This window comes from Rhodococcus sp. P4_B6, assembly GCF_056402215.1.
This window is the reverse complement of record NZ_JBFUHV010000015.1, coordinates 34,053-54,930: the sequence shown is the minus strand read 5'-3', so window position 1 is coordinate 54,930 and position 20,878 is coordinate 34,053. Positions and strand designations below refer to the sequence as shown.

General features: G+C 67.0%; 21 protein-coding genes. 2 read left to right on the top strand and 19 right to left on the bottom strand.

Features of this window, described 5'->3' with window-relative positions; genetic code table 11:
• Positions 1 to 47 precede the first annotated feature (47 nt).
• From AC1DWT_RS10085 to AC1DWT_RS10060, 6 genes are all read right to left on the bottom strand, one after another.
• Positions 48 to 422 (bottom strand): nuclear transport factor 2 family protein, encoded by a 375-nt coding sequence (locus tag AC1DWT_RS10085; RefSeq protein ID WP_072942565.1) that lies wholly within the window; start codon positions 420 to 422, stop codon positions 48 to 50.
• A gap of 161 nt (positions 423 to 583) precedes the next feature.
• A complete protein-coding gene (locus AC1DWT_RS10080) occupies positions 584 to 1,993 on the bottom strand; it encodes an MFS transporter (protein ID WP_206014107.1) in 1,410 nt (469 codons plus the stop codon).
• 74 nt (positions 1,994 to 2,067) lie between these two features.
• Positions 2,068 to 2,796 carry an enoyl-CoA hydratase/isomerase family protein gene (locus tag AC1DWT_RS10075; protein WP_206014108.1) on the bottom strand — a complete coding sequence of 243 codons (729 nt, stop codon included), beginning with the start codon at positions 2,794 to 2,796 and terminating at the stop codon, positions 2,068 to 2,070.
• 4 nt (positions 2,797 to 2,800) lie between these two features.
• A complete protein-coding gene (locus AC1DWT_RS10070; RefSeq protein WP_206014109.1) occupies positions 2,801 to 4,000 on the bottom strand; it encodes an acyl-CoA dehydrogenase family protein in 1,200 nt (399 codons plus the stop codon).
• Positions 4,001 to 4,019: 19 nt separating this feature from the next.
• Positions 4,020 to 6,092, bottom strand: a complete 2,073-nt coding sequence (locus AC1DWT_RS10065) for an acetate--CoA ligase family protein (protein WP_206014110.1) — start codon at positions 6,090 to 6,092, stop codon at positions 4,020 to 4,022.
• The gene (locus AC1DWT_RS10060; RefSeq protein ID WP_206014111.1) at positions 6,089 to 6,922 is read right to left on the bottom strand and encodes an SDR family NAD(P)-dependent oxidoreductase; all 834 of its coding nucleotides are present in this window, start codon (positions 6,920 to 6,922) and stop codon (positions 6,089 to 6,091) included. Before AC1DWT_RS10060 ends, AC1DWT_RS10065 begins: the two co-directional genes overlap by 4 nt.
• Before the next feature lie 254 nt (positions 6,923 to 7,176).
• On the opposite strand from AC1DWT_RS10060, the gene AC1DWT_RS10055 reads away from it, so the two are divergent.
• Positions 7,177 to 7,806, top strand: coding sequence for a TetR/AcrR family transcriptional regulator (locus AC1DWT_RS10055; protein WP_005249163.1), 630 nt, complete (start codon positions 7,177 to 7,179; stop codon positions 7,804 to 7,806).
• A 36-nt stretch (positions 7,807 to 7,842) separates the two neighbouring features.
• Positions 7,843 to 8,742, top strand: coding sequence for a DMT family transporter (locus tag AC1DWT_RS10050; protein WP_206014112.1), 900 nt, complete (start codon positions 7,843 to 7,845; stop codon positions 8,740 to 8,742).
• A 21-nt stretch (positions 8,743 to 8,763) separates the two neighbouring features.
• On the opposite strand, the gene AC1DWT_RS10045 is transcribed toward AC1DWT_RS10050, so the two are convergent.
• The 13 genes from AC1DWT_RS10045 to AC1DWT_RS09985 form a co-directional block, all read right to left on the bottom strand.
• Positions 8,764 to 9,126 (bottom strand): hypothetical protein, encoded by a 363-nt coding sequence (locus tag AC1DWT_RS10045; protein ID WP_072942577.1) that lies wholly within the window; start codon positions 9,124 to 9,126, stop codon positions 8,764 to 8,766.
• On the bottom strand, positions 9,123 to 9,365 hold the full coding sequence (locus AC1DWT_RS10040; protein WP_072942579.1) for a hypothetical protein: 243 nt from the start codon (positions 9,363 to 9,365) through the stop codon (positions 9,123 to 9,125). The genes AC1DWT_RS10045 and AC1DWT_RS10040 overlap by 4 nt, the downstream gene beginning before the upstream one ends.
• A 179-nt stretch (positions 9,366 to 9,544) precedes the next feature.
• Positions 9,545 to 11,293, bottom strand: coding sequence for a sigma-54-dependent Fis family transcriptional regulator (locus AC1DWT_RS10035; protein ID WP_095865403.1), 1,749 nt, complete (start codon positions 11,291 to 11,293; stop codon positions 9,545 to 9,547).
• Positions 11,294 to 11,483: 190 nt separating this feature from the next.
• The gene (locus AC1DWT_RS10030; RefSeq protein ID WP_095865404.1) at positions 11,484 to 11,804 is read right to left on the bottom strand and encodes a hypothetical protein; all 321 of its coding nucleotides are present in this window, start codon (positions 11,802 to 11,804) and stop codon (positions 11,484 to 11,486) included.
• The gene (locus AC1DWT_RS10025) at positions 11,801 to 13,171 is read right to left on the bottom strand and encodes an FAD-binding oxidoreductase (RefSeq protein WP_072942585.1); all 1,371 of its coding nucleotides are present in this window, start codon (positions 13,169 to 13,171) and stop codon (positions 11,801 to 11,803) included. The genes AC1DWT_RS10030 and AC1DWT_RS10025 overlap by 4 nt, the downstream gene beginning before the upstream one ends.
• 48 nt (positions 13,172 to 13,219) lie before the next feature.
• Positions 13,220 to 13,546, bottom strand: a complete 327-nt coding sequence (locus AC1DWT_RS10020; RefSeq protein ID WP_072942586.1) for a putative quinol monooxygenase — start codon at positions 13,544 to 13,546, stop codon at positions 13,220 to 13,222.
• A 112-nt stretch (positions 13,547 to 13,658) separates the two neighbouring features.
• A complete protein-coding gene (gene groL, locus AC1DWT_RS10015; RefSeq protein ID WP_072942588.1) occupies positions 13,659 to 15,308 on the bottom strand; it encodes a chaperonin GroEL in 1,650 nt (549 codons plus the stop codon).
• 46 nt (positions 15,309 to 15,354) lie between these two features.
• On the bottom strand, positions 15,355 to 16,380 hold the full coding sequence (locus tag AC1DWT_RS10010) for an NAD(P)-dependent alcohol dehydrogenase (RefSeq protein ID WP_072942590.1): 1,026 nt from the start codon (positions 16,378 to 16,380) through the stop codon (positions 15,355 to 15,357).
• Entirely contained in the window at positions 16,377 to 17,120 is a 744-nt protein-coding gene (locus AC1DWT_RS10005; RefSeq protein WP_206014113.1) for an iron-sulfur cluster assembly protein, read from the bottom strand. Before AC1DWT_RS10005 ends, AC1DWT_RS10010 begins: the two co-directional genes overlap by 4 nt.
• Positions 17,117 to 18,169 (bottom strand): amidohydrolase family protein, encoded by a 1,053-nt coding sequence (locus AC1DWT_RS10000; RefSeq protein ID WP_072942593.1) that lies wholly within the window; start codon positions 18,167 to 18,169, stop codon positions 17,117 to 17,119. Before AC1DWT_RS10000 ends, AC1DWT_RS10005 begins: the two co-directional genes overlap by 4 nt.
• A gap of 65 nt (positions 18,170 to 18,234) precedes the next feature.
• The gene (locus AC1DWT_RS09995) at positions 18,235 to 19,281 is read right to left on the bottom strand and encodes a zinc-binding dehydrogenase (RefSeq protein ID WP_206014114.1); all 1,047 of its coding nucleotides are present in this window, start codon (positions 19,279 to 19,281) and stop codon (positions 18,235 to 18,237) included.
• Between the two features lie 117 nt (positions 19,282 to 19,398).
• Positions 19,399 to 19,740: a propane 2-monooxygenase effector subunit MimD gene (mimD, locus tag AC1DWT_RS09990; RefSeq protein ID WP_072942597.1), complete on the bottom strand. Its 342-nt coding sequence runs from the start codon at positions 19,738 to 19,740 to the stop codon at positions 19,399 to 19,401.
• The gene (locus AC1DWT_RS09985; protein ID WP_072942598.1) at positions 19,737 to 20,843 is read right to left on the bottom strand and encodes an aromatic/alkene monooxygenase hydroxylase subunit beta; all 1,107 of its coding nucleotides are present in this window, start codon (positions 20,841 to 20,843) and stop codon (positions 19,737 to 19,739) included. The genes mimD and AC1DWT_RS09985 overlap by 4 nt, the downstream gene beginning before the upstream one ends.
• Between the last annotated feature and the right edge of the window lie 35 nt (positions 20,844 to 20,878).

Sequence of the window (20,878 nt, the reverse complement as noted above, 5' to 3'; positions counted from 1 at the left end):
TGATCGGCCGGGCCGTATTGCGGTGTGGTTGCCGGCCCGGCCGTCGGTCAGCCGGTGATCATGTCCTCTTGCGACCAGAACGCCCGCATCGACGTGATCTTGCCGTCGTCGTCGAAGGTCATGACGTCGATCGGCGCGATCTCGAGCTTCTGCTCACCGAGGTCGGTGACGAGGGAGAAGTGGAACGCCGCCGAGTTGCCGGCGATCTTCAGCGTCAGGAGTTCGCCGGTCTGCTTCAGCGGTTCGATCACCCCGTAGAACTCGTGCAGCGATTCCACCGAGGTCCGCGGCTCGGTGCCCACCGGGTCCTCCACGGTGGCGCCCTCGGCGTACAACGCGACGACGTCGGCGGCGGTCCCGGTGGCCACCGCCTCGATGTACCTCTCGACGGTCTTGCGGATGTCTTCTGCGGACGGTGCCATGATGCGACTCCTCAGTCGGATAGAACGTGTTCTAGCCGAGAGAGTAACGCAGCACTGCGCCGGTGGGGAGCCCCTTCTCCCAGGCAGCGGGACGTGACCGCGCAGGGGTCCGCCCCTGCCGACGGGAGCGAAGGTCGGCAGGGGAGGAGGAAGGCGATCTCTCAGGTTCGCGGCGCGGACGCCTCCTCCAGCTTCTCCAGCCGCGGAGCGCTCCTCCCCGTCACCGGCGCCGCGGACACGGACGACACCTCCTCCAGCGACTTGCCCTTGGTTTCGGGCGACATGAAGAAGCAGATCACGAACGCGACCGCCGTCAGGACCGCCCCGAACAGCATCGTGGTGCCGGTGCCCAGCGAGGAGATGCTCAGCGGCAGCAGGTAGGTGCCGGTCGCAGCGCCGAACCGGCTGACGGCGGTGGCGATTCCCACGGCCGTAGCCCGGAACTCCGTGGGGAAGAGTTCGTTCGGGTAGATCCACACCAGGATGCTCGGGCCGCCGGAGATGAACGCGTACGCGCAGAAGGCGGCGACGACGAACCAGAGCGGTCCGTCCGCCCACAACCACAGCCCGGCCAGCGGAATCACCATCAGCGCCAACGGGACCACGGCGATCGGGCGCCGGCCCCACTTCTCGACCAGGAACAGCGCGGGAATGGATCCGGCGACGATGAGCCCGATGATGACGGTCTCGACGATGAGCCCCGCGGAACCGTCGCCGGAGATCGAGAAGCCGGACAGGATCGTGGGCAGGAACGTCAGCAGCGCGTAGAGCGGGGTGACGACCGCCAGATACAAAGCGCTGCACATGATCAGCCGGGCGAGGTACTGGCCCCGGAAGTAGATCTTGATGTCCGCCTTCGGCTTGTCGGCGGTGTCTTCGACGGTGACGGTGCTCAGATCCAGCTTTTCGCCGTAGATCTGCTCGACCACGGCCTCCGCGTCCGCGACCCGGCCGTTCTTCAGGAGCCACCGCGGCGACTCCGGGATTCCGCGCCGCACGAGGATCACGATCAGGCCCAGAACCGCACTCGACGCGAGCAGCAGACGCCAGTGGTCGTTGCCGCCGGAGATTCCGACGACGAGCGCCCCGACCACGTAGGCGGCCACGGCGCCCGCCGACCATGCGACGGCGGACATCCCGACCATCGCGCCGCGTTTCCTGGTGGGGGTGAACTCGGTGAGGAGCGAGGTGGCGATGGGGTAGTCCGCACCGATGGCCGCGCCGATGACGAACCGCAGCACGATCAGCTGCCACGGCAACTGGACGAACACCGACAGCACGCACGCGACAACCAGCACCACCAGGTCGAGGGCGTACATCTTCTCCCTGCCGACCCGGTCGGTGAGGAAGCCGAACACGGTGGCGCCGAAGAAGATACCGATCAGCGAGGCCGCACCGATCAACCCCGCCTCGGCCGTCGTCGGGTGTAGCTGCTCGTGCACGCCGAGCAGGGCCACGCCGATGATGCTCATGACGTACCCGTCCAGGAATGGTCCGCCACAGCACGCGATCAGGAGCTTGGTGTGGAACCCGCGTTTGGCGGGTCTGTCCATCACGTCGAAGGAACTCATGTCGTCTCCACTACGTAGATTGGTGCCGTCACCCTCGGGGTGGCGGTCGAGTCGGCCGTACTCGGCCGGTACCGCTAAGGGGTTGTCTTGTTCAGCGCCGAGTAGGCGAGTTGCTCGAGCAGCAGCGACGCGTGGTGCGGGGCGTCCGCACTGACATCCAGCACCTGCTTGGTGATGCTCAGCGCCAGAGGCGAATACGCCGCGAGTTCGTGCGCGATGCTCAGGGCCTGCTTCACGTGCTCCGCCGGAGGGGCGATCTCGCTGACGACGCCCCAGCGTTCGGCGTCCGCGTGATCGAAGCGCCGACCGCGCAGGACGAGGTCGCGGGCACGGCCGGCCCCGACGATGCGGGTGATGCGGGTGACGCCGCCGGAGCTGGGGAGGATCCCGATGCCGATCTCCGGGAACCCGAAGACCGCGGCCGGATCGGCGACCCGGATGTCGGTGGCGAGGGCCAGTTCGAGGCCGCCGCCGAGGCAGTAGCCGGTGATCGCGGACACCGTGGGCTGGGGGAGCGCCGCGAGCGCCTCGTACACCGACCCGGAGGTCCGGTAGTACTCGGCGATCGCCTCCGGCGTCATGTCCCGCAGTTCGGTGACGTCCGCGCCGGCCGAGAACACCGAGTCGCCCCCGGTGACGACCACGGCCCGACTGGACTTCACCTCGGGTGAGCCCAGCGCGGCGAGCAGTGCGGCTTCCATGTGCGTGGACAGCGCGTTCCGCTTCTGTTCGCGCCGGAGGGTGACGACGGCGACGTCGCCGTCCCGGCGCACGTCGACGGTTCCGGTGTTCTCGGTCGGCATCGTGTTACTTCTCCCCGGCCTCGTAGCGGAAGGACAGCAGGTTCTTGAGACCCCGCTTGTTGGCCTCGTTCGCGATGACCAGGCGCTGGATCTCCGACGTGCCCTCCCAGATGCGGTCGACGCGCAGTTCGCGCCACAGCCGCTCGACGGGGTAGTCGCGGATGTAGCCGCGGCCGCCGAAGATCTGGACGGCCCGGTCCACCACCCGGTTGGACGCCTCGGAGGCGGCGAGCTTCACGGTTGAGGCCTTGGCGTGCAGGGTCTTTCGAAGGTCGGCGTCGTTCGGGTCGGCCTGGTCGAACTCCCACGCCACCTGGTGGGTGAGCGCCCGGTTGGTGGTGATGTCCACGACGGAATCGGCGATCATGCCCTGGATCAGCTGACGGTTGATCAGCGGCTCGCCGCCCTGCACCCGCTCCCGCGCCCAGTCGACGGCCAGGGTCAGCGCCCGCTCGGCCGCACCGATCGTGCGTGCGCCGATCATCAGCCGCTCCTCCGTGAACCAGTCCCGGGTGAGGTCGTGGCCCTGCCCGATGCCGCCGAGCACGGCGTCCGCGCCGACGCGCACGTTCTCGAACGTGAACTCGGGGTGCTCGTAGACGAACGTGTGCGTGTAGCGGGGGATGTGCTTGATCTTCACGCCCGGGGTGTCGACGTCGATCAGGAAGATCGTCGCAGCGTGATCGGGTTCGACGTTGGCCAGCACGATGAGGTAGTCGGCGACGTCGCCGACCGTGACGAACCACTTCTCGCCGTTGATGATGTAGCCGCCGTTGCCGTCGGGGGTCGCGGTGGTGCTCGCCGCGGAGAAGTCCGAACCGGCGTTGGCCTCGGAGATCGCGACGGCGTCGCGGCGGTCGCCGCGGGCGCCGGGGATCAGGTAGCGCTCCCGCTGTTCGGGGGTCGCGTGGGTCAGCGGGTTCGCCGGCCGCCACACCGTGTCCCACAGCGCATTGGTGAGCTTGCCGAGTTCGTCCTGCACGACGGCCTGCTCGAGCACCGTCAGTCCGGCTCCGCCGTATTCGACGGGGGTGTTGATCGCCTGCAGTCCCGATGCGAGGACGGCCACCTTGATGGTGGCGTGGGATTCGTCGGAGATCCCGTTGTTGCGTTCGCACTCGTCCTCGAACTGCATGATCGTGTCGGTCAGGGCGCGGGCGCGCTCCTTGAGGTCGGCGAGGCGGGGGCTGTATGCGAATTCCATGGTTCAGAACTTCCTTGTGTCAGTTGGTGTTCGATGAGTTCAGGACGATGCGCGCGTCGAGTCCGAGGGCTTGCTTCGGGGTGACGAGCAGGGGGTTGATCTCGAGTTCCGCGATCTCGGGGTGTGCGGTGGCCACGGCCGTGATCGCGGCGACGGCGTCCGCGGCGGCGTCGAGGTCGATCGGCGGCCTGCCGCGCACCCCTCGGAGCAGAGCGGACGCCCGCAGGTTGTCGAGCAGGCCGCGGGCGGTCTCCGCGTCGACCGGCGCCAGTGCGAAGGACACGTCGGCGAGAACCTCGGTGAAGATGCCGCCGAGACCCACCATCGCCACCGGACCGAACCGCGGGTCGGTCTGGACCCCGACGATGAGTTCGACGCCCTCGCTCAGGTCGGCCATCGCCTCGACGCAGTAGGCGGACGCTCCGAGCGAGGCGTCCATGCGGGTGAACGCGTCGGCGAGTTGTTCCGCCGACCCCAGACCCAGGGCGACCCCGCCGGAGTCGGACTTGTGCAGCAGGCCCATCGCTTTCAGGACCACCGGGAATCCGACGGTTTCGGCCGCCGCCACCGCCTCGGCGCAATTCTGCACCAGACGCGCTGCGGGGAATTCGACGCCGGCGGCGCGGAACAGTTCACGCGAATCCCAGTACGCGTCGCTGGTCACCGAGACGGACGGCAGGCTGTTCGTACTCGTCCGATGTTGCGGCGCAGCGGTTTCGGCGATGACGCCGAGCGCCCCGGCGGCGTCCTCCACCGCACGGAAGACGGGGACCCCGCTGTCGGCGAGCACCCTCGCCGCGGCGCTGTCGGGATGCATCGTGTGCACGACGACCGGCTTGCCGTGGGCACGCGCCGTTTCCGCCATCGCCCGGGCGGTGTCGATCTCCTTGCGCGCCAGGTTCTCGCCGTAACTGCCGTAGCCGCCGAAATATCCGGTGAGAAGCACGGAATCGACCGCCGGGCTCTGCAGGATGGTGTCGAGGACCGAGACGAACGAGGTGATGTCCTGTTCCCCGGCGCCCGCGAGGTCGACCGGATTGGTCACTCCGGCGGACGGCGGCAACAGGTCGCGCAGTGCGCCGCTGATGTCGGCGGGGAACTCCGGAACCGTGAGTCCGGCCGCCTCCACCACGTCGGACGCGACACCCGCGTGCCCGCCGCCGTCGGCGACGACACCGACCCGGCGCACCTCCGCCGGTCCGTACCCGAGGAGTGTCGCGGCGACGTCCGCCAGCTGCCGCGGACTCGACACCCGGTACACCCCGGCTGCGCGGCAAGCCGCGTCGATGACCGCGCTGTCGGACGTCAGCGATCCCGTGTGTGACTGCGCCCCGCGGATGGAGGCCTCGCTGCCACCCACCGTCAGCAGCAGCACCGGCTTTCCGGCCCGCGACGCCTGGGCGGCGGCATCGACGAACGCCCGCCCGTCGCCGAAGTCCTCGCAGTACACGGCGATGAGTTCGGTCTCGTCGTGCTCTACGCACGAGCGGATGAGGTCGGCGGCGCCGAGGTCCGCCTGGTTCCCCAGCGAGGCGAACCGGGAGAACCCGTGTCCGCGAGCCTCGAGGAACTGGCTGAGTTCGAGTGCCATGTTGCCGCTCTGCGAGAGCAGCGCGACCCGTCCGGCGGGCAGCGGGTTCGACGCCAGCGTCAGCGCGGTGCTCGAATCCAGCACACCCAGGCAGTTCGGCCCGAGGAGAACCGCTCCGGCCGCCCGCACCCGCGCCACCACCCGATCCTGCACCGCCTTTCCGGCAGCGCCGAGTTCGGCGAAGCCGGCGGTGACACCGACGATCGCGGTGGCGCCCGCCGCGAGGGCGTCGTCCACCGCCTCCTCGAAACCCTGTGCCGGAACGGTGATGACGACGAGGTCGACCCGTTCGTCGAGTTCCGACAGGCTCCGGAGCGACGGCTGACCGAGAATGCGCTCGCCGCGCCGGTTGACGAGGTGGACCGACCGGTGGCCCGTCATCCGGAGCGCCTGGACGCTGATCCAGTTGCCGTACTTGGTTTCGTCGTTGCTCGCACCGAGGACGGCGACCGACCGCGGGTCGAACAGTGCCGTGAGGTCGCGGCCGGTGATCGTGCTCATCGGGTCTCCTCGACCTTCGGTGCGGGGTGGCCCGTGCCCCAGGCGTCGGCGCCGCCGTCGATCACCAGCGTGGTCCCGGTGACGTAACTGCCTGCGGGCGAGGCGAGGAACGTGACGACCCCGGACACGTCCTCGGCCGTGCCCAGGCGTCCGAGCGGCACCGCCGACGTCCACTGCGCGCGGGCCTCTTCCGTGTAGTTCTCCTCCATGCCCTCCGTGGCGATGGTGCCGGGGGCGATGCAGATCGACCGGATTCCGTACCGGCTCCACTCCAGCGACAGTCCGGAGGCGAGATTTTCGAGGGCCGCGCGGGCCGACGTCGCGTGGACCATCGATGCGATCCCCCGGCGCGGGGAGAACGCCATGAAGAAGATGCATCCCGACCGCTGCGGAATCATCGCTCGGACGGCGACCTCCCGGGTGACCGCCCACGTGGCGTCGACGGCGAGACGGTGAACGGCGCGCCACCCCTTGCTCGTGATGTCCTCGGCAGGCGCCGCGAACTGACCGCCGGCGTTGTTGACCAGAATGTCGATGCGTCCGAACCGCTCCAGGGCCCGGCCGACCAGGGCGGTCACCTGCTCTTCGTCGCGAATGTCCGCGGGCACGGCGAGCGCCCGTCCGCCCAGTGCCTCGATCTCGGCGACGGTCTTCTCGAGGGGCTCGGGCCTGCGGCCGCTGATCACGACGTCGGCTCCACACCGCGCCATGTCCAGTGCGATCGCGCGCCCTATCCCGGTGCCTCCACCGGTGATCAGTGCCACCCGCCCGCGATGGACGTCGGGGCGCAGCACCTGCCCGGCGCCTCCACCTGGGTTCTCACATTCCATCGAGCGTTCGCCTCTCGTCGCTACTGTTCCGACCAATGGGGTCTGACTGATGCATCAGTTATACCGTGATCCAGCCCACAGATGTCAAGGGTTGCGTCGAAACTGATCCGACGATCAGATGTGAATTTAGCGTGATTACCACCATTTACCTGCTGTTATGCGCGTTCAGATCGGCCGTTGACGATTTCCGGGTCCGGAAACAGCTGTCTGACTGATGCGTCAGTTTGACGCGTATGATTTGATGAATCAGTCAGATGACAATCGAAGGAGGGACAGTGACCGCTCAACTCACCGAGGACGCGCGCCGAACGGCGATACTCGATGCTGCGGCTCAACTGATCGCCGAGCGCGGATACCACTCGGTCCGCATCTCCGACATCGCCCAGGTCGTCGGCACCAGCACCGGGGCGGTGCACTACTACTTCCCCGGCAAGAGCGACGTCCTGACCGCGGCCCTCCGCCACGCCATCGACAACGCCTTCGACCGGCAGAGCCGTGAACTCAAGGCGATCGACAACGCCCACGAACGACTGCTCCGCCTGATCGACATGCAGTTGCCCCGAGTCGGGCCGCTGCGCGACGAGTGGTCCATCTGGTTGCAGTTCTGGGCCGAGGCAACGCTCCGACCCGAACTCCGCCCCTTCCACAACACGTACTACGCGCGCTGGCACGAGACCGTCGTCAAGATCGTCCGGCGCGGACAACGGCAGGAAATCTTCCGCACCGACGTCGACCCGGAGACGATCGCGCAGCGACTGACCGCGCTCACCGACGGGACCGCCATCCAGGTCCTCACCGGCGCACCGAACATGACCGTCGCCGCGATGAAAGAGGTACTCGTGCAGTTCGTCCACGACGAACTCGTCGCGCCGCGCACATGGTGACCCGGCCTCCGCGGGCCGCCCGGCGCGTTCGGGCCCATGGTCGCTAGCACCACGGAACGGCGGACGCGCGGCGGCGGTGCGGTCGCCTGGGGATGCGGTGCCGCCTCCGCGATCGCGTACGGACTCACCCCCACGTTCGCCGCGATCGGCTACGCCGGCGGCGTGTCACCGGCCGTCCTCGTCTGCCTCCGCAGCCTCGTCGGTGCCGCACTGCTGTTCCTTCTCGCCTGGTCCACCGGAAGGCTGAAGGGCGTCACCTGGAAGTCCGCCGTCGGACTGTGCTGCGTCTGCGGCCCGCTGTTCGGCATCCAGTTGCTGTGCTTCTTCGCCGCGGTGCGGGTCACCGGTGCCCAGATCGCGGTCGTGATCGTCCACATCTACCCGCTGTTCGTGATGGCACTCGTCTGGGTGGTCACCCGGAACAGGATCAACCGCGGTCAGCTGGTGCTGGCCGTCGCGATGTCCGGCGGCATCGCACTCGTCGCGGGTGCCAGCACCTCCGCGGTCGCCGTGAACGGGGCGGTGCTCGCCCTCCTCAGCGCCGCCGGGTACGCGCTGTACCTGGTAGTCGGGGAACGATGGGTGCACCAGGTCAGCCCCGTCGCCGCGGGCGCACTCGCATCACTCGGCGCCGGAATCGCCACCGGCGCGATCGCCGTCGTCGACGGACAGTCCTGGACGTTCGCACCCAGCGGGTGGGGGTCCATCCTGGTCCAGGGACTCCTCCTGATGCCCATCGGGATCGGCTGCTCCTTCATCGCCGTGCGCGCACTCGGATCGGCGTCCGTCGCCCTCCTCGGGCTGCTCGAACCGGTGGTCGGGGTGCTCGCCGCACAGGCTCTGCTGGGCGAGCAACTGTCCCCACCGCAGTGGGCGGGGATGGCCGTGGTCCTCCTCGCGTCCGCGGCCCTGCCCGCGTGCGCTCCGCGCCCGTGAGTACTTATTAACCGCCCGTGGTTAATAAGTACTCACGGGGGCGAAGCCCAAACTGGCACGACAGGCGACCACCAGACGCGCGGTGGCCGGGCTGCCACCGTCACCGCAGGCCGGGCAGACCATCGTGACCGTCCGTGTCACCTCGTCCACGGTCACCGTGAGCGGCACGGCGCATCGACGGCACCAGCGGTGCCGGGTGATTGCGTTGACGTGGACCGGCGAGGCGACGCACTGGTGGATCCACCGCCGGTGCAACGGACACGTCGTGCGGTCGTCCGGGGACAGGCGCTGCGCGTCCTCGGCGGCGTCCTCCCGCGCGAGTTGATCATTCAGTGTCGCGTGGCGAAGGCGCGGGGCCGGCCGGATCGTGCAGGGGGTTGTCATGGGGTCACCTCGACGAGATCGAACCGGGAGTGCAGTTGCGCCCACGTCGTGCGACGGCGGCCGTCGGGAGTGCGGTAACCGCTGCCCGGCTCCGGAACCCAGGTTCGCATGAGATCGTCACGTACGGCGGGACGGTCGGCGGGTTCGGACGTGTGCGCCAGCCCGGCGACCAGCCACACGCGGGCGGTCTTGCAGTGCGATTCCGAGCGGGTCACTGCGCCAAGCGGATTCGTGTTCATGGGTCGTCCTAGTCCACTCCGGCCGCGGATCCGTACCCGAAAGGGGTTGCTCGTCGACGAGTCGAGATCCGCGTGGGTTTTTCTGTCTGACCTCATGTTCCGCCGACTGCGGCGCGGTGACTGTCTCATTTCCTGACACGAACGGAGGGATGACAATAGGTTGTCTGACGAACGGCGCGTCACACGTCGATGCCGAATTCCTTGATCTTGCGGTAGATCGTGGCGCGCGAGATGCCGAGAGCTGTTGCCGCGGCCTTCTTGTTGCCGTGGTTCTCTTCGAGGCTGCGCACGATAGCGTCGCGTTCGAGGGCTTCGATCTGGGTGAGGGTGTGCCGGCTCAGGGCCCGGCACATCGGGGGCAGCTGCTCGACTTCGACGACGCCGGAGCGCTGACGTTGGACGACCTCGTGCAGGACCTGCCGGAGTTCGGTGACGTTTCCGGGCCAACTGTACTTGCAGAGTTGGCGCATTGCCGCAGGCGAGAGGGACAGCTCCGCGCCGCGACCGAGTTGTCGTAGCAGATGCGGTACCAGACTGTGCAGATCGTCGATGCGATGCCGGAGGGCCGGCATCGTGACGGTGTGGCTGAAGTGGGGAAGGAGCAGTGCATCGAGATCGGTGTTGTGATCGGTGCCGCCGATGGTCGCGCCGATCCATCCGGCATGTTCGCGCCCTTGGATCAGGTCGGCGACAACCCGCTGCTGTGGCTCGCTGAGCAGGTCGATGTCGCGCAGGATCACGCTGAATCGTTCCTGGTCGAGTTCCTGTTCGAGGGCCGGCAGCGCAGTGCCGTCGTCGGAGAGTTCGGCTGCCGTGAAGATCCGGGTTCGAATGGGAATATGCTCGACGGCAACAGCTTTGAGAGCGGATCCGCGACCACTTCCGGGCTCACCCGACACGATGACCCACTGCTGCTCGCGTGCGCAGCGAGCGATCTGCTGGCAAGTGCGGCGCCAGGACGCGCTGGTGCCGGTGACGCCGGGAAGCACGGCGCTTGCCGGTGCAGAGGCGACAGATGATGTGGGGACGTCGAGGAGATGTACGTAGAACAAGGCCATCGGCCTGCGGGCTCCGAGCCCGAAGTCCTCGATCGAGGACAACCTGGCCGTCTGACCGCTGGGCAGGGCGACGATATGCCGATAGGTGGCGTTTACGCTGCTCAGGTCGACGGCGTGTTCGAGTAGCGCTGCCTGATCCTGGGCGTCCAGCGCCACGCGAAGTCGTCGGTTGACGAGGACGACATCGTCTCCGAGCGCAAGCACCCCGGTCTGCGGCGATCGGCGACACGCCTTGAGATACGCGTTGAGCAACGAGGTCTGGTCGGCGCTGGCCTGCGCCAGGAGACGGCCTTCGATCTGAGCCGTGGCGGATTTGGCGAGCGTGGCCAGCAACGGGCCGCCGTCCTCTACCCAGCCGGTGAGATCGAGTGCACCCACGAGAGTGCCGGACATCGGATGGGTGATCGGGACACCCGCGCAGGCCAGTTGCCCGAGGCAGTCGGCATAGTGTTCGGCGCCCGTGACGAGGGTGGGCTGGCGGGTTTCCAGGGTCGTGCCGATGCCGTTGGTGCCGGCGAACTCTTCCGAGTAGCTGTATCCGGGTATCAGTTGGACGTCGTCGAGGGTGCGATTGAGTTGCCGGCTGGCGGTGATCCTGGTCAGGATCACTCCGTCAGCCGACGTCAGGATCACGCTGACCGGTTCGTCGACCAGGCCGTCCGCTAGTTGTCGCAACACGGGTTCGGCGGCCGCGACGAGAGGACAGTCCAGATTCGGCTCTCGGACGAATGGGAGGTCGAGCTGATCGGGGCTCACCTTGAGCGACTTCGATCGTTGCCAGGAGAACGAGATGGGTTGGCGAACGGAGCTGTCGAGATCGTTGTCGGCGAGAAACAGCTCTCGCGCCTTCTGCAGGTCCTTGGTGGTCATGCCGTGTTTACGCCCCGTTTCTCCACAGGTCTATGAACCTGAGCGTACGTCGTCTCGATGTGAGACGCGTCTCAATATGAGACGGTCCGTCGGGGGGTGTTCGACCGCTGCCCGGGTACCGGTCAGTACTTCGAGGACGCTGGCGAGGTCGGCCGGTGTGAGGGTGCCCGGAACCGGAGGAGGGCCGGGTTCAGTGGCGGGACGGCCGCGCCGCCGTCCGGGGTGCGCTGTCATGGTCGGGGCCTTTCGTCGCAGGGTGGGGCGGATGATCGATCTGCTGTATGCGCTCGGTGCAGACGGCGAGAAGACGGTGCCGGAGTGAGGCGTCGAGGGGCGAGAACCGACGCCCGGCCAGGACCTGCAGTCGTCGGAAGTACCGCGCCTCCGTCCAGCCGAAGGTCATGAAGATGTCTTCGGCGTTGCCGCCGCCGAACACCGCCCACCGTGTGCCGAATTCCAGGACCAGGTCGTCGTCCCGCGTCGACCGGGCATGCAGGGTCGTGGTCGTCATATCGCGCGGCCCGGGTTCAGAATTCCGGTCGGGTCGAACGCCGCCTTGATGCCTGTCATCAGGGATCTCTCCACCGAGCCGATCATGGGTTCGAGGTAGCGGCGTTTGAGGCTGCCGACGCCGTGCTCGCCCGTGATCGATCCGCCCAGCGCCAGACATCGGGTCACCATCTCGTCGAAGGCCCGATGGGCCCGGTCGGCGGAGTCGGGGTCGGCCGCGTCGAACACGATCGTGGGGTGGAGGTTCCCGTCGGCGGCGTGCCCGAACGTGCCGATGAGCAGTCGGTGGCGGTCGGCGATCCGGGTAATGGCCTCGAGCATGTGCGGTAGCCGGGGGACCGGCACGGCCAGGTCGTCGAGCAGGGTGCTGCCGCGGCGTTCCAGGGCGGTCAGCGCCACACGGCGCGCCTGCATGAGGGCGTCACCTTCGGCGGCGTCGGTGCTCACGTACAACTCGGTGGCCGCGGCGGCGCGGCAGGCGTCCGCGCTGCGCTGGGCTTCCGCCTCTGCGGCGTCACCGTCGCACTGGATCAGCAGCAGCGCGCCGGCCGTCTCGTCGAGACCCATGTGGGTCATGTCGTTGACGGCCGCGATGGTGGTGCGGTCCATGAGTTCGACCAGGCTCGGGTCGGCCACCGCCTGAATCGCCAGCACCGCGTCGACCGCCTGGACGGTATCGGGGAAGGCGGCGGCGACGGTGGCCGTGTGCACCGGCGTCCGGCGCAGCCGCATGGTCGCCTCGACGATCACCGCCAGGGTGCCCTCGGACCCGACCAGTAGTCGAGTCAGGTTCAAACCGGCCACATTCTTGCGGGTGACGGCGCCGGTGTGGATGATCCGGCCGTCGGCGAGGACCGCCTTGATCCGGGCGACGTGGTCGCCGGTGACCCCGTATTTTGCACAGCAGGCGCCGCCGGCGTCGGTTGCGAGGTTCCCGCCGATCGTGGAGATGGCGCGACTGCCGGGGTCGGGGACGTACCACAGTCCGCGCGCTGCCGCCGCGGTCGCGAGGTCACCGTTGATCACTCCCGCCTCGACCGTGGCGGTGCGGGACTGTTCGTCGACGGCGAGGATGCGGTCGAGTTTCTCGGTACTCAGCACGAAGCAGCCGTCGATAGCGTTTGCTCCGCCGGCCAGCCCGGTGCCCGCACCTCTCGTTACGACCGGAATACCATGTCGGTGCGCTGTTTTCAGAGTCGCGACGACATGGTCGACGGTCCGGGCGCGGACGACGGCGAGCGGAAGCCCGGACGGGCAGAGTAACGCCTGATCGCGGGTGTAGGCGATCATGGTGTCGCTGTCGGTTACCGCGGCATCGCCCAGTTCCGCGATCAGATCCGCGACGGGGCCGCTCGTCACGACCGTCATGCCTTGTCCTTCCCTGCCGGCCGGATGTGATGCGCCGGCTCGGATCGATTACGAGGTGATTTCCAGTTCGCCCATGCGGGACCAGTCGGTACCGGGTAGGTCGGTGTGGATGATGCGCGGTGTCTCACTCAGCGCGGGACGCATCGCGTCCAGTCCCTTCCGGAAGTGGTCGGCGGCGACGTGGTCAGAACCGGCCTGCCCGTCCCGGAACGCCTCGATCAATACGAATTCGGCGGGGTCGTCGGCGCTGCGGTGCCACTCGAACCACAGATTGCCCGGTTCGGATCGGGTCGCGTCGGTGAACTCCTTGGTGACGAGCAGCCAGTCGTTCTGATGCTTGTCGAGGACCTTGAACTTCACCACGATGAAAATCACGATGCTTCACTTTCTTTCGGGCATACGGGCGCCGGAGGGGTGGGTTTGCGCGAGCAGCGAGAGCGGGTCACCGCCTCGTCAGACGGTCGTGGCGGCGACCCACTCGGCTGCATCAGTAAATGTTCGACGGGCGAACCATGCCTTCGGCGAGATCGCCGAAGCCGGGCGCCATGATGGCGCCGGGATTGCCGATGATCTCCTCCACCACAGCGGTTTCGGTGGTGATCAGCAGTGCCGCGATCGAGGCCGCACTTTCGAGTGCGGCGCGGGTGACCTTGAACGGGTCGATCACCCCGTCGTCGAACATGTCTCCGTATTCACCGGTGAGCGCGTTGAATCCGTGCCCGAGCGGGAGACCGGCGACCACCTCGACGACTTCGTCGCCGTCGAATCCGGCGTTGATCGCGATCCAGCGCAGCGGTTCGGCGAGGGCGCGCCGTACGACGTCGCACCCGATGGCCTCGTCTCCGGACAGGTCGAGGTCGGAGAGTGCCCGGTGTGACTGTGCCAGCGCGGTGCCACCGCCGGAGACGATGCCCGCCTCCACCGCCGCGCGGGTGGCGGCCAGGGCGTCCTCGACGCGCAGCATCCGCTCCTTGAGTTCGACACTGGTCGCGCCGCCGACGCGGATGACGGCGACCCGCCCGGTGAGCCGGGCGATACGCAGTTCGAGGCTTTCCTGATCTGCCTCGATCTTGGCGCGCTCGAGCTGGGACTCCAATTGGGCGATGCGCGCGTCGAGGAGGCGCTGGTCGCCGTGGCCACCGACGATCGTGGTCTCGTTCTCGGTCACCGTGATCCGGTCACACGAACCGAGATGCTCGACGCTGACCTCGGACAGTTCGATCCCGGTGTCCTTGGCGATCACGTGCCCACCGAGCGCCACCGCGAGGTCTTCGAGCTCGGCGACCCGACGGTGCCCGAAACCGGGGGCCCGAACGACCACCGACTGCATCGTCTTGTGCATGTTGCCGCCGACGAGCAGTTGCAGGGCCGGTCCGTCGACCTCCTCGGCGAGCACCACCAGCGGCCGGTCGGCGCGCTTGGCGACCTCGACGGCCGGCATGATCTCCTGGACCTGGGTGATCTTCTTGTTGGTCAGCAGGATCAGCGGATTGGTGTGGACCGCTTCCATCCGCTCCGGGTCGGTGACCATGTACCCCGAGGTGTAACCGTGGTCGAACTCGATGCCGTCGACGATGTCGACCGACAACCCGAGGGTGTCGCTTTCCTCGGTGGTGACCACTCCGGACTTGCCGACGTAGTCGACGGCCTTCGAGATGGCGTGTCCGATCACGTCGTCGTCGCTGGCGGCGAGCGTCGCGATGCGTTGCAGATCGCTCTGGCCGCCGATCTGCGAGGCCTGCTCGCGGAGGGAGTCGACGACGACGGAAACGGCTCGTTCGATGCCGCGTCGGACCCGCATGGGGTTGGCTCCGGCCTCGACGGAGCGCAGCCCCTCACGGACCATGGCCTGGGCGAGCACGGTTGCGGTGGTGGTGCCGTCGCCGACGACACCGTTGGTCTTCATCGCCACCTCCTTCACCAGCTGGGCGCCCATGTTCGCGAACGGTTCGCGGAGCTGGATCTCGCGCGCGATGGTCACGCCGTCGTTGGTGATGGTCGGCGGCCCGGTGAGTTTCTCGAGCACCGCGTTGCGCCCCTTGGGGCCGAGGGTCACCTTGACCGCGTCGGCGAGGGCGTTGACGCCGTGTTCGAGTCGGGCTCGGGCGTCCGTGTTGTACCGCAGCTCTTTTGCCATGGCTGATGGTCCTTTCCTACTTTTCTTATGCGGAGAATGCGGCGTGCTACGGGACGAGAATCGCCCGGCCGCGCACCCGCCCGGCATCGAGATCGTCGAGGGCTTGCTGGAAGTCCTCGAGCCGGTACCGGGTTGTGTGCAACGTGACCTTGCCCTGGGCGGCAAGGGTCATGAGCTCCTGGAGGTCGTTGTAGGAGCCGACGAGGTTTCCGATGAAGTTGATCTCGGTGGAGATCACATCGATGGTCGGGACGTCGATGTTCTCGCCGTATCCGACGACGTAATAGTTCCCGGCGCGGCGCAGCATCGCGATGCCTTCCCGGGTGGCGCCGCCTTCGCCGACGAAGTCGACGACGGCCTCGGCGCCGTGTCCGCCGGTCAGGTCGAGTACCTGCTGGATGTGGGTGCCGTCGGCGACGATGCCGTGGTCGGCACCGATCTTCACGGCCAGTTCGACGGCTTCGGGGTTGCGGTCGAGCACGACGACGGTGACGCCGGAGATGGCTTTGAGGACCTGGATGCCGATGTGGCCGAGGCCGCCGGCCCCGATCACCACGCAGACGTCCCCGGGCCGGGTCGTGTTCGCGGCCTTGGCAACCGCGTGGTACGCGGTCAGGCCGGCGTCGGCGAGTGCGGCGACGTCCGCCGGTTCGAGCGTGTCGTCGATCTTCACGACGCTACGGGCGGTGGTGCGCAGGTACTCGGCGTAGCCGCCGTTGACGTCGATACCGGGGAACTGGCTGTTCTCGCAGTGGACGTCGTCACCGAATCGGCATGCCCGGCACAGCCCGCACGTGATCAGGGGGTGCAGGATCACCTTGTCGCCGACCGCGACGTTGGTGACGGCATCGCCGACGGCGTGGACCCAGCCGGCGTTTTCGTGGCCGATCGTGTACGGCAGCGCGACACCGGATTTCTCCTCCCACTGCCCCTCGAGGATGTGCAGATCGGTGCGGCACACGCCTGCGCCGCCGATGCGCACGACGACGTCGAGGGGGCCCTCGACCGTGGGTTCGGGAATGTCGGTGAGCTGCAGTTTGGTGTGGTATCCCACCACTTGCACGGCCTTCATCGCGGGCTCCTGGTTCTGAGGTTGGTGATTCGCGGTGTGGCGCCGACGGATTCGGTGTCGGCGTAGCGGGTGGCGAGCAGGCCGCGGCAGAAGTGGGCGTTGCCCTCCATCGAGATGCGCACCGATTTGGCGAAGCGCAGTCGCAGCGGCACCGATTCCGGGGGGATGCGCTTGCCGTCGTCGTCGACGAACACCCGACTGGCCGGGCAGATGCTCAACCCGATGCCGATCCGGCGGCGCAGCAGCGCGGCCTTGGATTTTCCCGAAGCGAGGTCGCTGAGAGTGAGCCGGTAGATCTCGTTCACACCCAGATCGGTGGTCTTCAGGTGCGCCTCCACGCAGCGTTCCATCGCGGCGGCGTGCGCCTTGGACCGGAACGTTCGGCGCAACTCGTGCAGACTGTCCTCCGCCTCGGAACCGAACGTCCCGACGTATCCGGCGTCGGCGGCGAGGCCGGCGTTGATCTTGTCGCTGTCGTGATGGTCGTCGAGCAGCACCCGCACCTCACCGATGTCCTCGATCAGACGCAGCGCGTCGAGGGAATCGGAGGCCATGAGGTAGGCGAAGTTCGGCGAGCAGAACGCGGTGGGCAACCGCAGGTGCACGGTGACCCCGTCGTCGTCGAGGGTGACCGACCGGACGAACCCGAGATCGGTGATGGGTTCGTCCAGTTCCGGGTCGCTGACCGTCGACAGGGCCATCAGGACGTCCTCTTCGGTGCAGACGACGGCGGCGGTCATGACGGTACGGATTCCGGCTCTCGCGCCCCGGCGGCGGCCTCCACACCTTCCTGCCCGGCCGGTTCGGCCAGTTGCAGGTCGGCGGGAACGTCGATGTCGTACAGCGCTGCCGCGTTGAGGCCGAGAATCTTCTGCTTTTGCTCCACGGTGATCGGGGCGTACTCGCTCTGCATGTCCTCGGGGATCTGGAAGTCGACGAACTTCTCGATCAGCCACTTCGGGGTCCACAGCGCGTAGTCGCTGCCGAAGAGGATCTTGTCCTCGCCGATCCAATAGAGCAGTTCGCCGATGATCTGGGCGAAATAGCGGGGCCGGGTGTGGATGAACGGCAGGGCAACGGCCAGGCCACCGTACACATTCGACTCCTGGGTGGCGATCCAGCAGAAGTCCTCGAGCCGCGGCAGGCCCACGTGCTCGACGACGAATCGCAGGTCCAGGTAGTCGGTGGCGACCTTGTCGACGTCGGAGACGTCGAACGCGTCGCGGTCCAGGGGACGGATCGTCGGGCCCTTGTGGACGTGAATGTTCTTGATCCCCAGCGTGATGCACTCTTCGAGGTAGCGCCGCGACCACGGGTCGTCGAGTTTGTAGCCGCGGGAGTCGCCGTGCCATTCGGCGGTGTAGAGCTTGACGCCCTGCAGGTTCATCCGGTCCGCGTCCCTGCGGAGCTGTTCGAGACCGGCTTCCTCGTGACGCGGGTCGTAGGCGTGGTTGTAGGTGAGCTTGCCCGGATTCTTTGCGACCAGGGCCAGCGCTTCGTCCGTCTGCCCGAATCCGTTGTGGTAGAAGTCGCTCAGCAGGGTGGCCTGGAAGATCGCGTGGTCGACGTATCCGTCCACGAAGAGGTCGCGCTCGAAGCGTTCGCTGCCGTAGTACGTGTAGGTGTCGTAGTCCCACACGACCTCTTCGGGGCTGAGGTTCTTGTGGTAGTCGTAGAAGCAATCGATGAACTGTTTGCCGTGCACGTTCTTCTGGTTCGACTCGCGGCCGTCCCAGATATGCACGTGCCCGTCGACGATGAAGTACTTTTCGCCGTTCTTCTCATACATGCTGGAGTCTCCAATGCTCGGGAACTATTGGTACAGAATTGACTACGGAACTCCCGTAGCGGCATTCATCGGCTGATGGTCACCTTCAAGGCATCGTGTGAGTCCGCGTGCGCGAAGACGTCRTACGCGTCGATCATCTGGTCGAGACCGAAGGAATGAGTGCTGAAGGCGCCGGCGTCGAGTTTGCCGTTGGCCAGCAGGTCCAGCAGGGTCGGAATGGTGGTGCCGTTGACGAGTCCCGTGGTGATCGTGATGTTGTTGATCCACAGGTCTTCGAGATGCAGGTCGACGGGCTTGCCGTGCACACCGACGTTGGCAATGCGACCTCCGGGACGCACCAGCGTTGTGCACAGTTCGAAGGTCGCGGGAATTCCGACCGCTTCGACCACCACATGTGCGCCCAGACCATTGGTGAGTTCGAGAACTCGGGCGCGGACGTCCTCGGTGCCGCTGTTGATCGTCTCGTCGGCACCGAAACTCAGTGACCGCTTCAGTCTCGCCTCGGAGAGATCGACCGCTACGACGGTGGCGGCGCCGTAGAGACCAGCGGTACGGATCGAGGCGAGCCCGACCGGTCCGACACCGACGACGACAACGGTGTCACCCGGTTGTACGTGACCGTTCTGCACACCGATCTCGAATCCGGTGGGCAGAATGTCGGCCAGGAAGATGGCCTGCTCGTTGGCGACGGCGTCGGGCAGCACATGGACACTGGTCTCGGCGTACGGCACGCGAACGTACTCGGCCTGCGTGCCGTCGATGAGGTGTCCGAAGATCCAGCCGATACCACCGACCGAGGCGCAATGTGAGGGCATGGCGGTCTTGCAGGGACCGCACTTACCGCAGGAAGTGATGGCCGGCACCAGTACTCGGTCCCCGATCGCGAGCGACGTCACCGCCGACCCGACTTCGGTGATGACGCCGACCGCCTCGTGCCCGAGCACGCGGCCGGGGATGACGGCGGGCACATCTCCCCCGAGAATGTGCAGGTCGGTACCGCAGATCGTGGTGGTATCGACGCGGACCACTACGTCAGTGGGGTCGATCAGGCGTGCGTCGGGCACATCGGTCCACGACATCGTGCCCGTACCTTGGAACACAAGTGCTTTCACAGTGATCTCATTCTCTGAGGGGTTGGCGAAGCAGCCACCGCTTCCCGGGTTGCCTCTCGGTCAACCGGCGCCGCCCACCACTGTTCGGTCGGCGGCGTCGGCCCGGACAACTGCGGTCTAGTGCTCCGTGAGGTCGAATCCGATGTACTCGGCGGCATCCTCGGGGCTGGCGAACAGTAGGGTCTTCTCGTCGAGGTGGACCATGCGCCCGTAGTGGGTGGAGCTGATCTCCTCGAAGATCGAGCCGTCGAAATCCTGCCCCAGGGCGTCGGTCAGTTCCTCGTAGTCGAAGTCGAGCAGCTTCTGGCCGTCGACGCGGATCATCGACGGGTACTCGGTCAGCTCCACACCGTCCTTCGCGCCCATCACCTCCGCGACGACCCGGCCGATCGGGGTGTTCATCAACGTGACGCCGCACATGTTGGAGAACTCGGTGGACGATCCGAATTGCATGCTCACTGGTCCAACTCCTTGGGGATGTCGAGCCCGATCTCCTCGAGCAGGGAACGGAACTTCGCCGTGGCGGCGTCGAGACTGTCGGCGAAGGTGACAGCCTTGTCGGCGGGCTGCGACCAGATCGGTTGCAGCGCGCGGGCGGCGTCGAGGCAGCGGGGCACCCAGGTGGCCAGCCACGTGCCGAACAGTTCCTTGTTCGACTCACCGTGCTCGGGGTCGCGGGTGAGCAACCGGAACAGGTTACGGGTGTACGCGAGGTCGCGGTCGTAGTCGTGCTCACCGGTGCCGACGATCGTGGGGGTGATGTAGTCGCCGTTGCCTGCGGCGATCTGCATGACCAGTTCCGTGCGGAACAGCGAACCGACCAGCTGTTCGAAGACGATGTTGGAGCCGAACAAAAGCTCACACCAATCCGGAACGGCGGTGAGCCGCTCGACGACCTCCCGGGTCGGCTGCCACTCGGGCGCCGACTGCCAGACGGCCTTGTGCGCGTCGCCGTCGAAATCCTCGGTGGCCTCGGACAGGTCCAGGTTGAACAACGCCAGGTCCTGGGCGAAGCGCATCTTGTGGGCGGCATTCACCGCGACGGCCGTGTTGATCATGTTGGTCGGCCCGGACCGCTGGATGGACGTGAAGACATGCAACGCCAAACCGTTCTCGGCATGCATCCACGCGCCGAGATTGCGGGAGATGAACGTCAACCAGGGGGTGTTCCAGGCGTCGTAGACGCGGGCGCGCTTGGCGTTGGAGAGGCACAATTCGACCTGGTGGACGACCTTGGAGTTGTTGCGAAAGATCGTCTGGTCCCACTCCTCGTTCGGGTCGAGGAAGGCATGCCAGTTCGACGACTTCGCGACGGTCCAGTCCTGCGGATATCCGCCCGGTCCATTGCCGAATCCGTAGATCCACCCCTGGGAGAGGTGGCGGTCCGGGTCGGGTTGGACGTCGACGGTCACGTCCTCGTACATCGTGGACCGCTTCTTGGCCGGCGTGTAGTAGTTGAACGTACGGCTGCGGGAGCTGGGGAACTCCAGCGCACCGGCTTCGGAGTCGGTGAACTCGATCTTCGGAAAGCTCCGCTGCTTGGGCTCGGAGGTTGCGGTCATCTCGTTTCTCAGTTCTGTCGGGGAAAGAGGGCTGT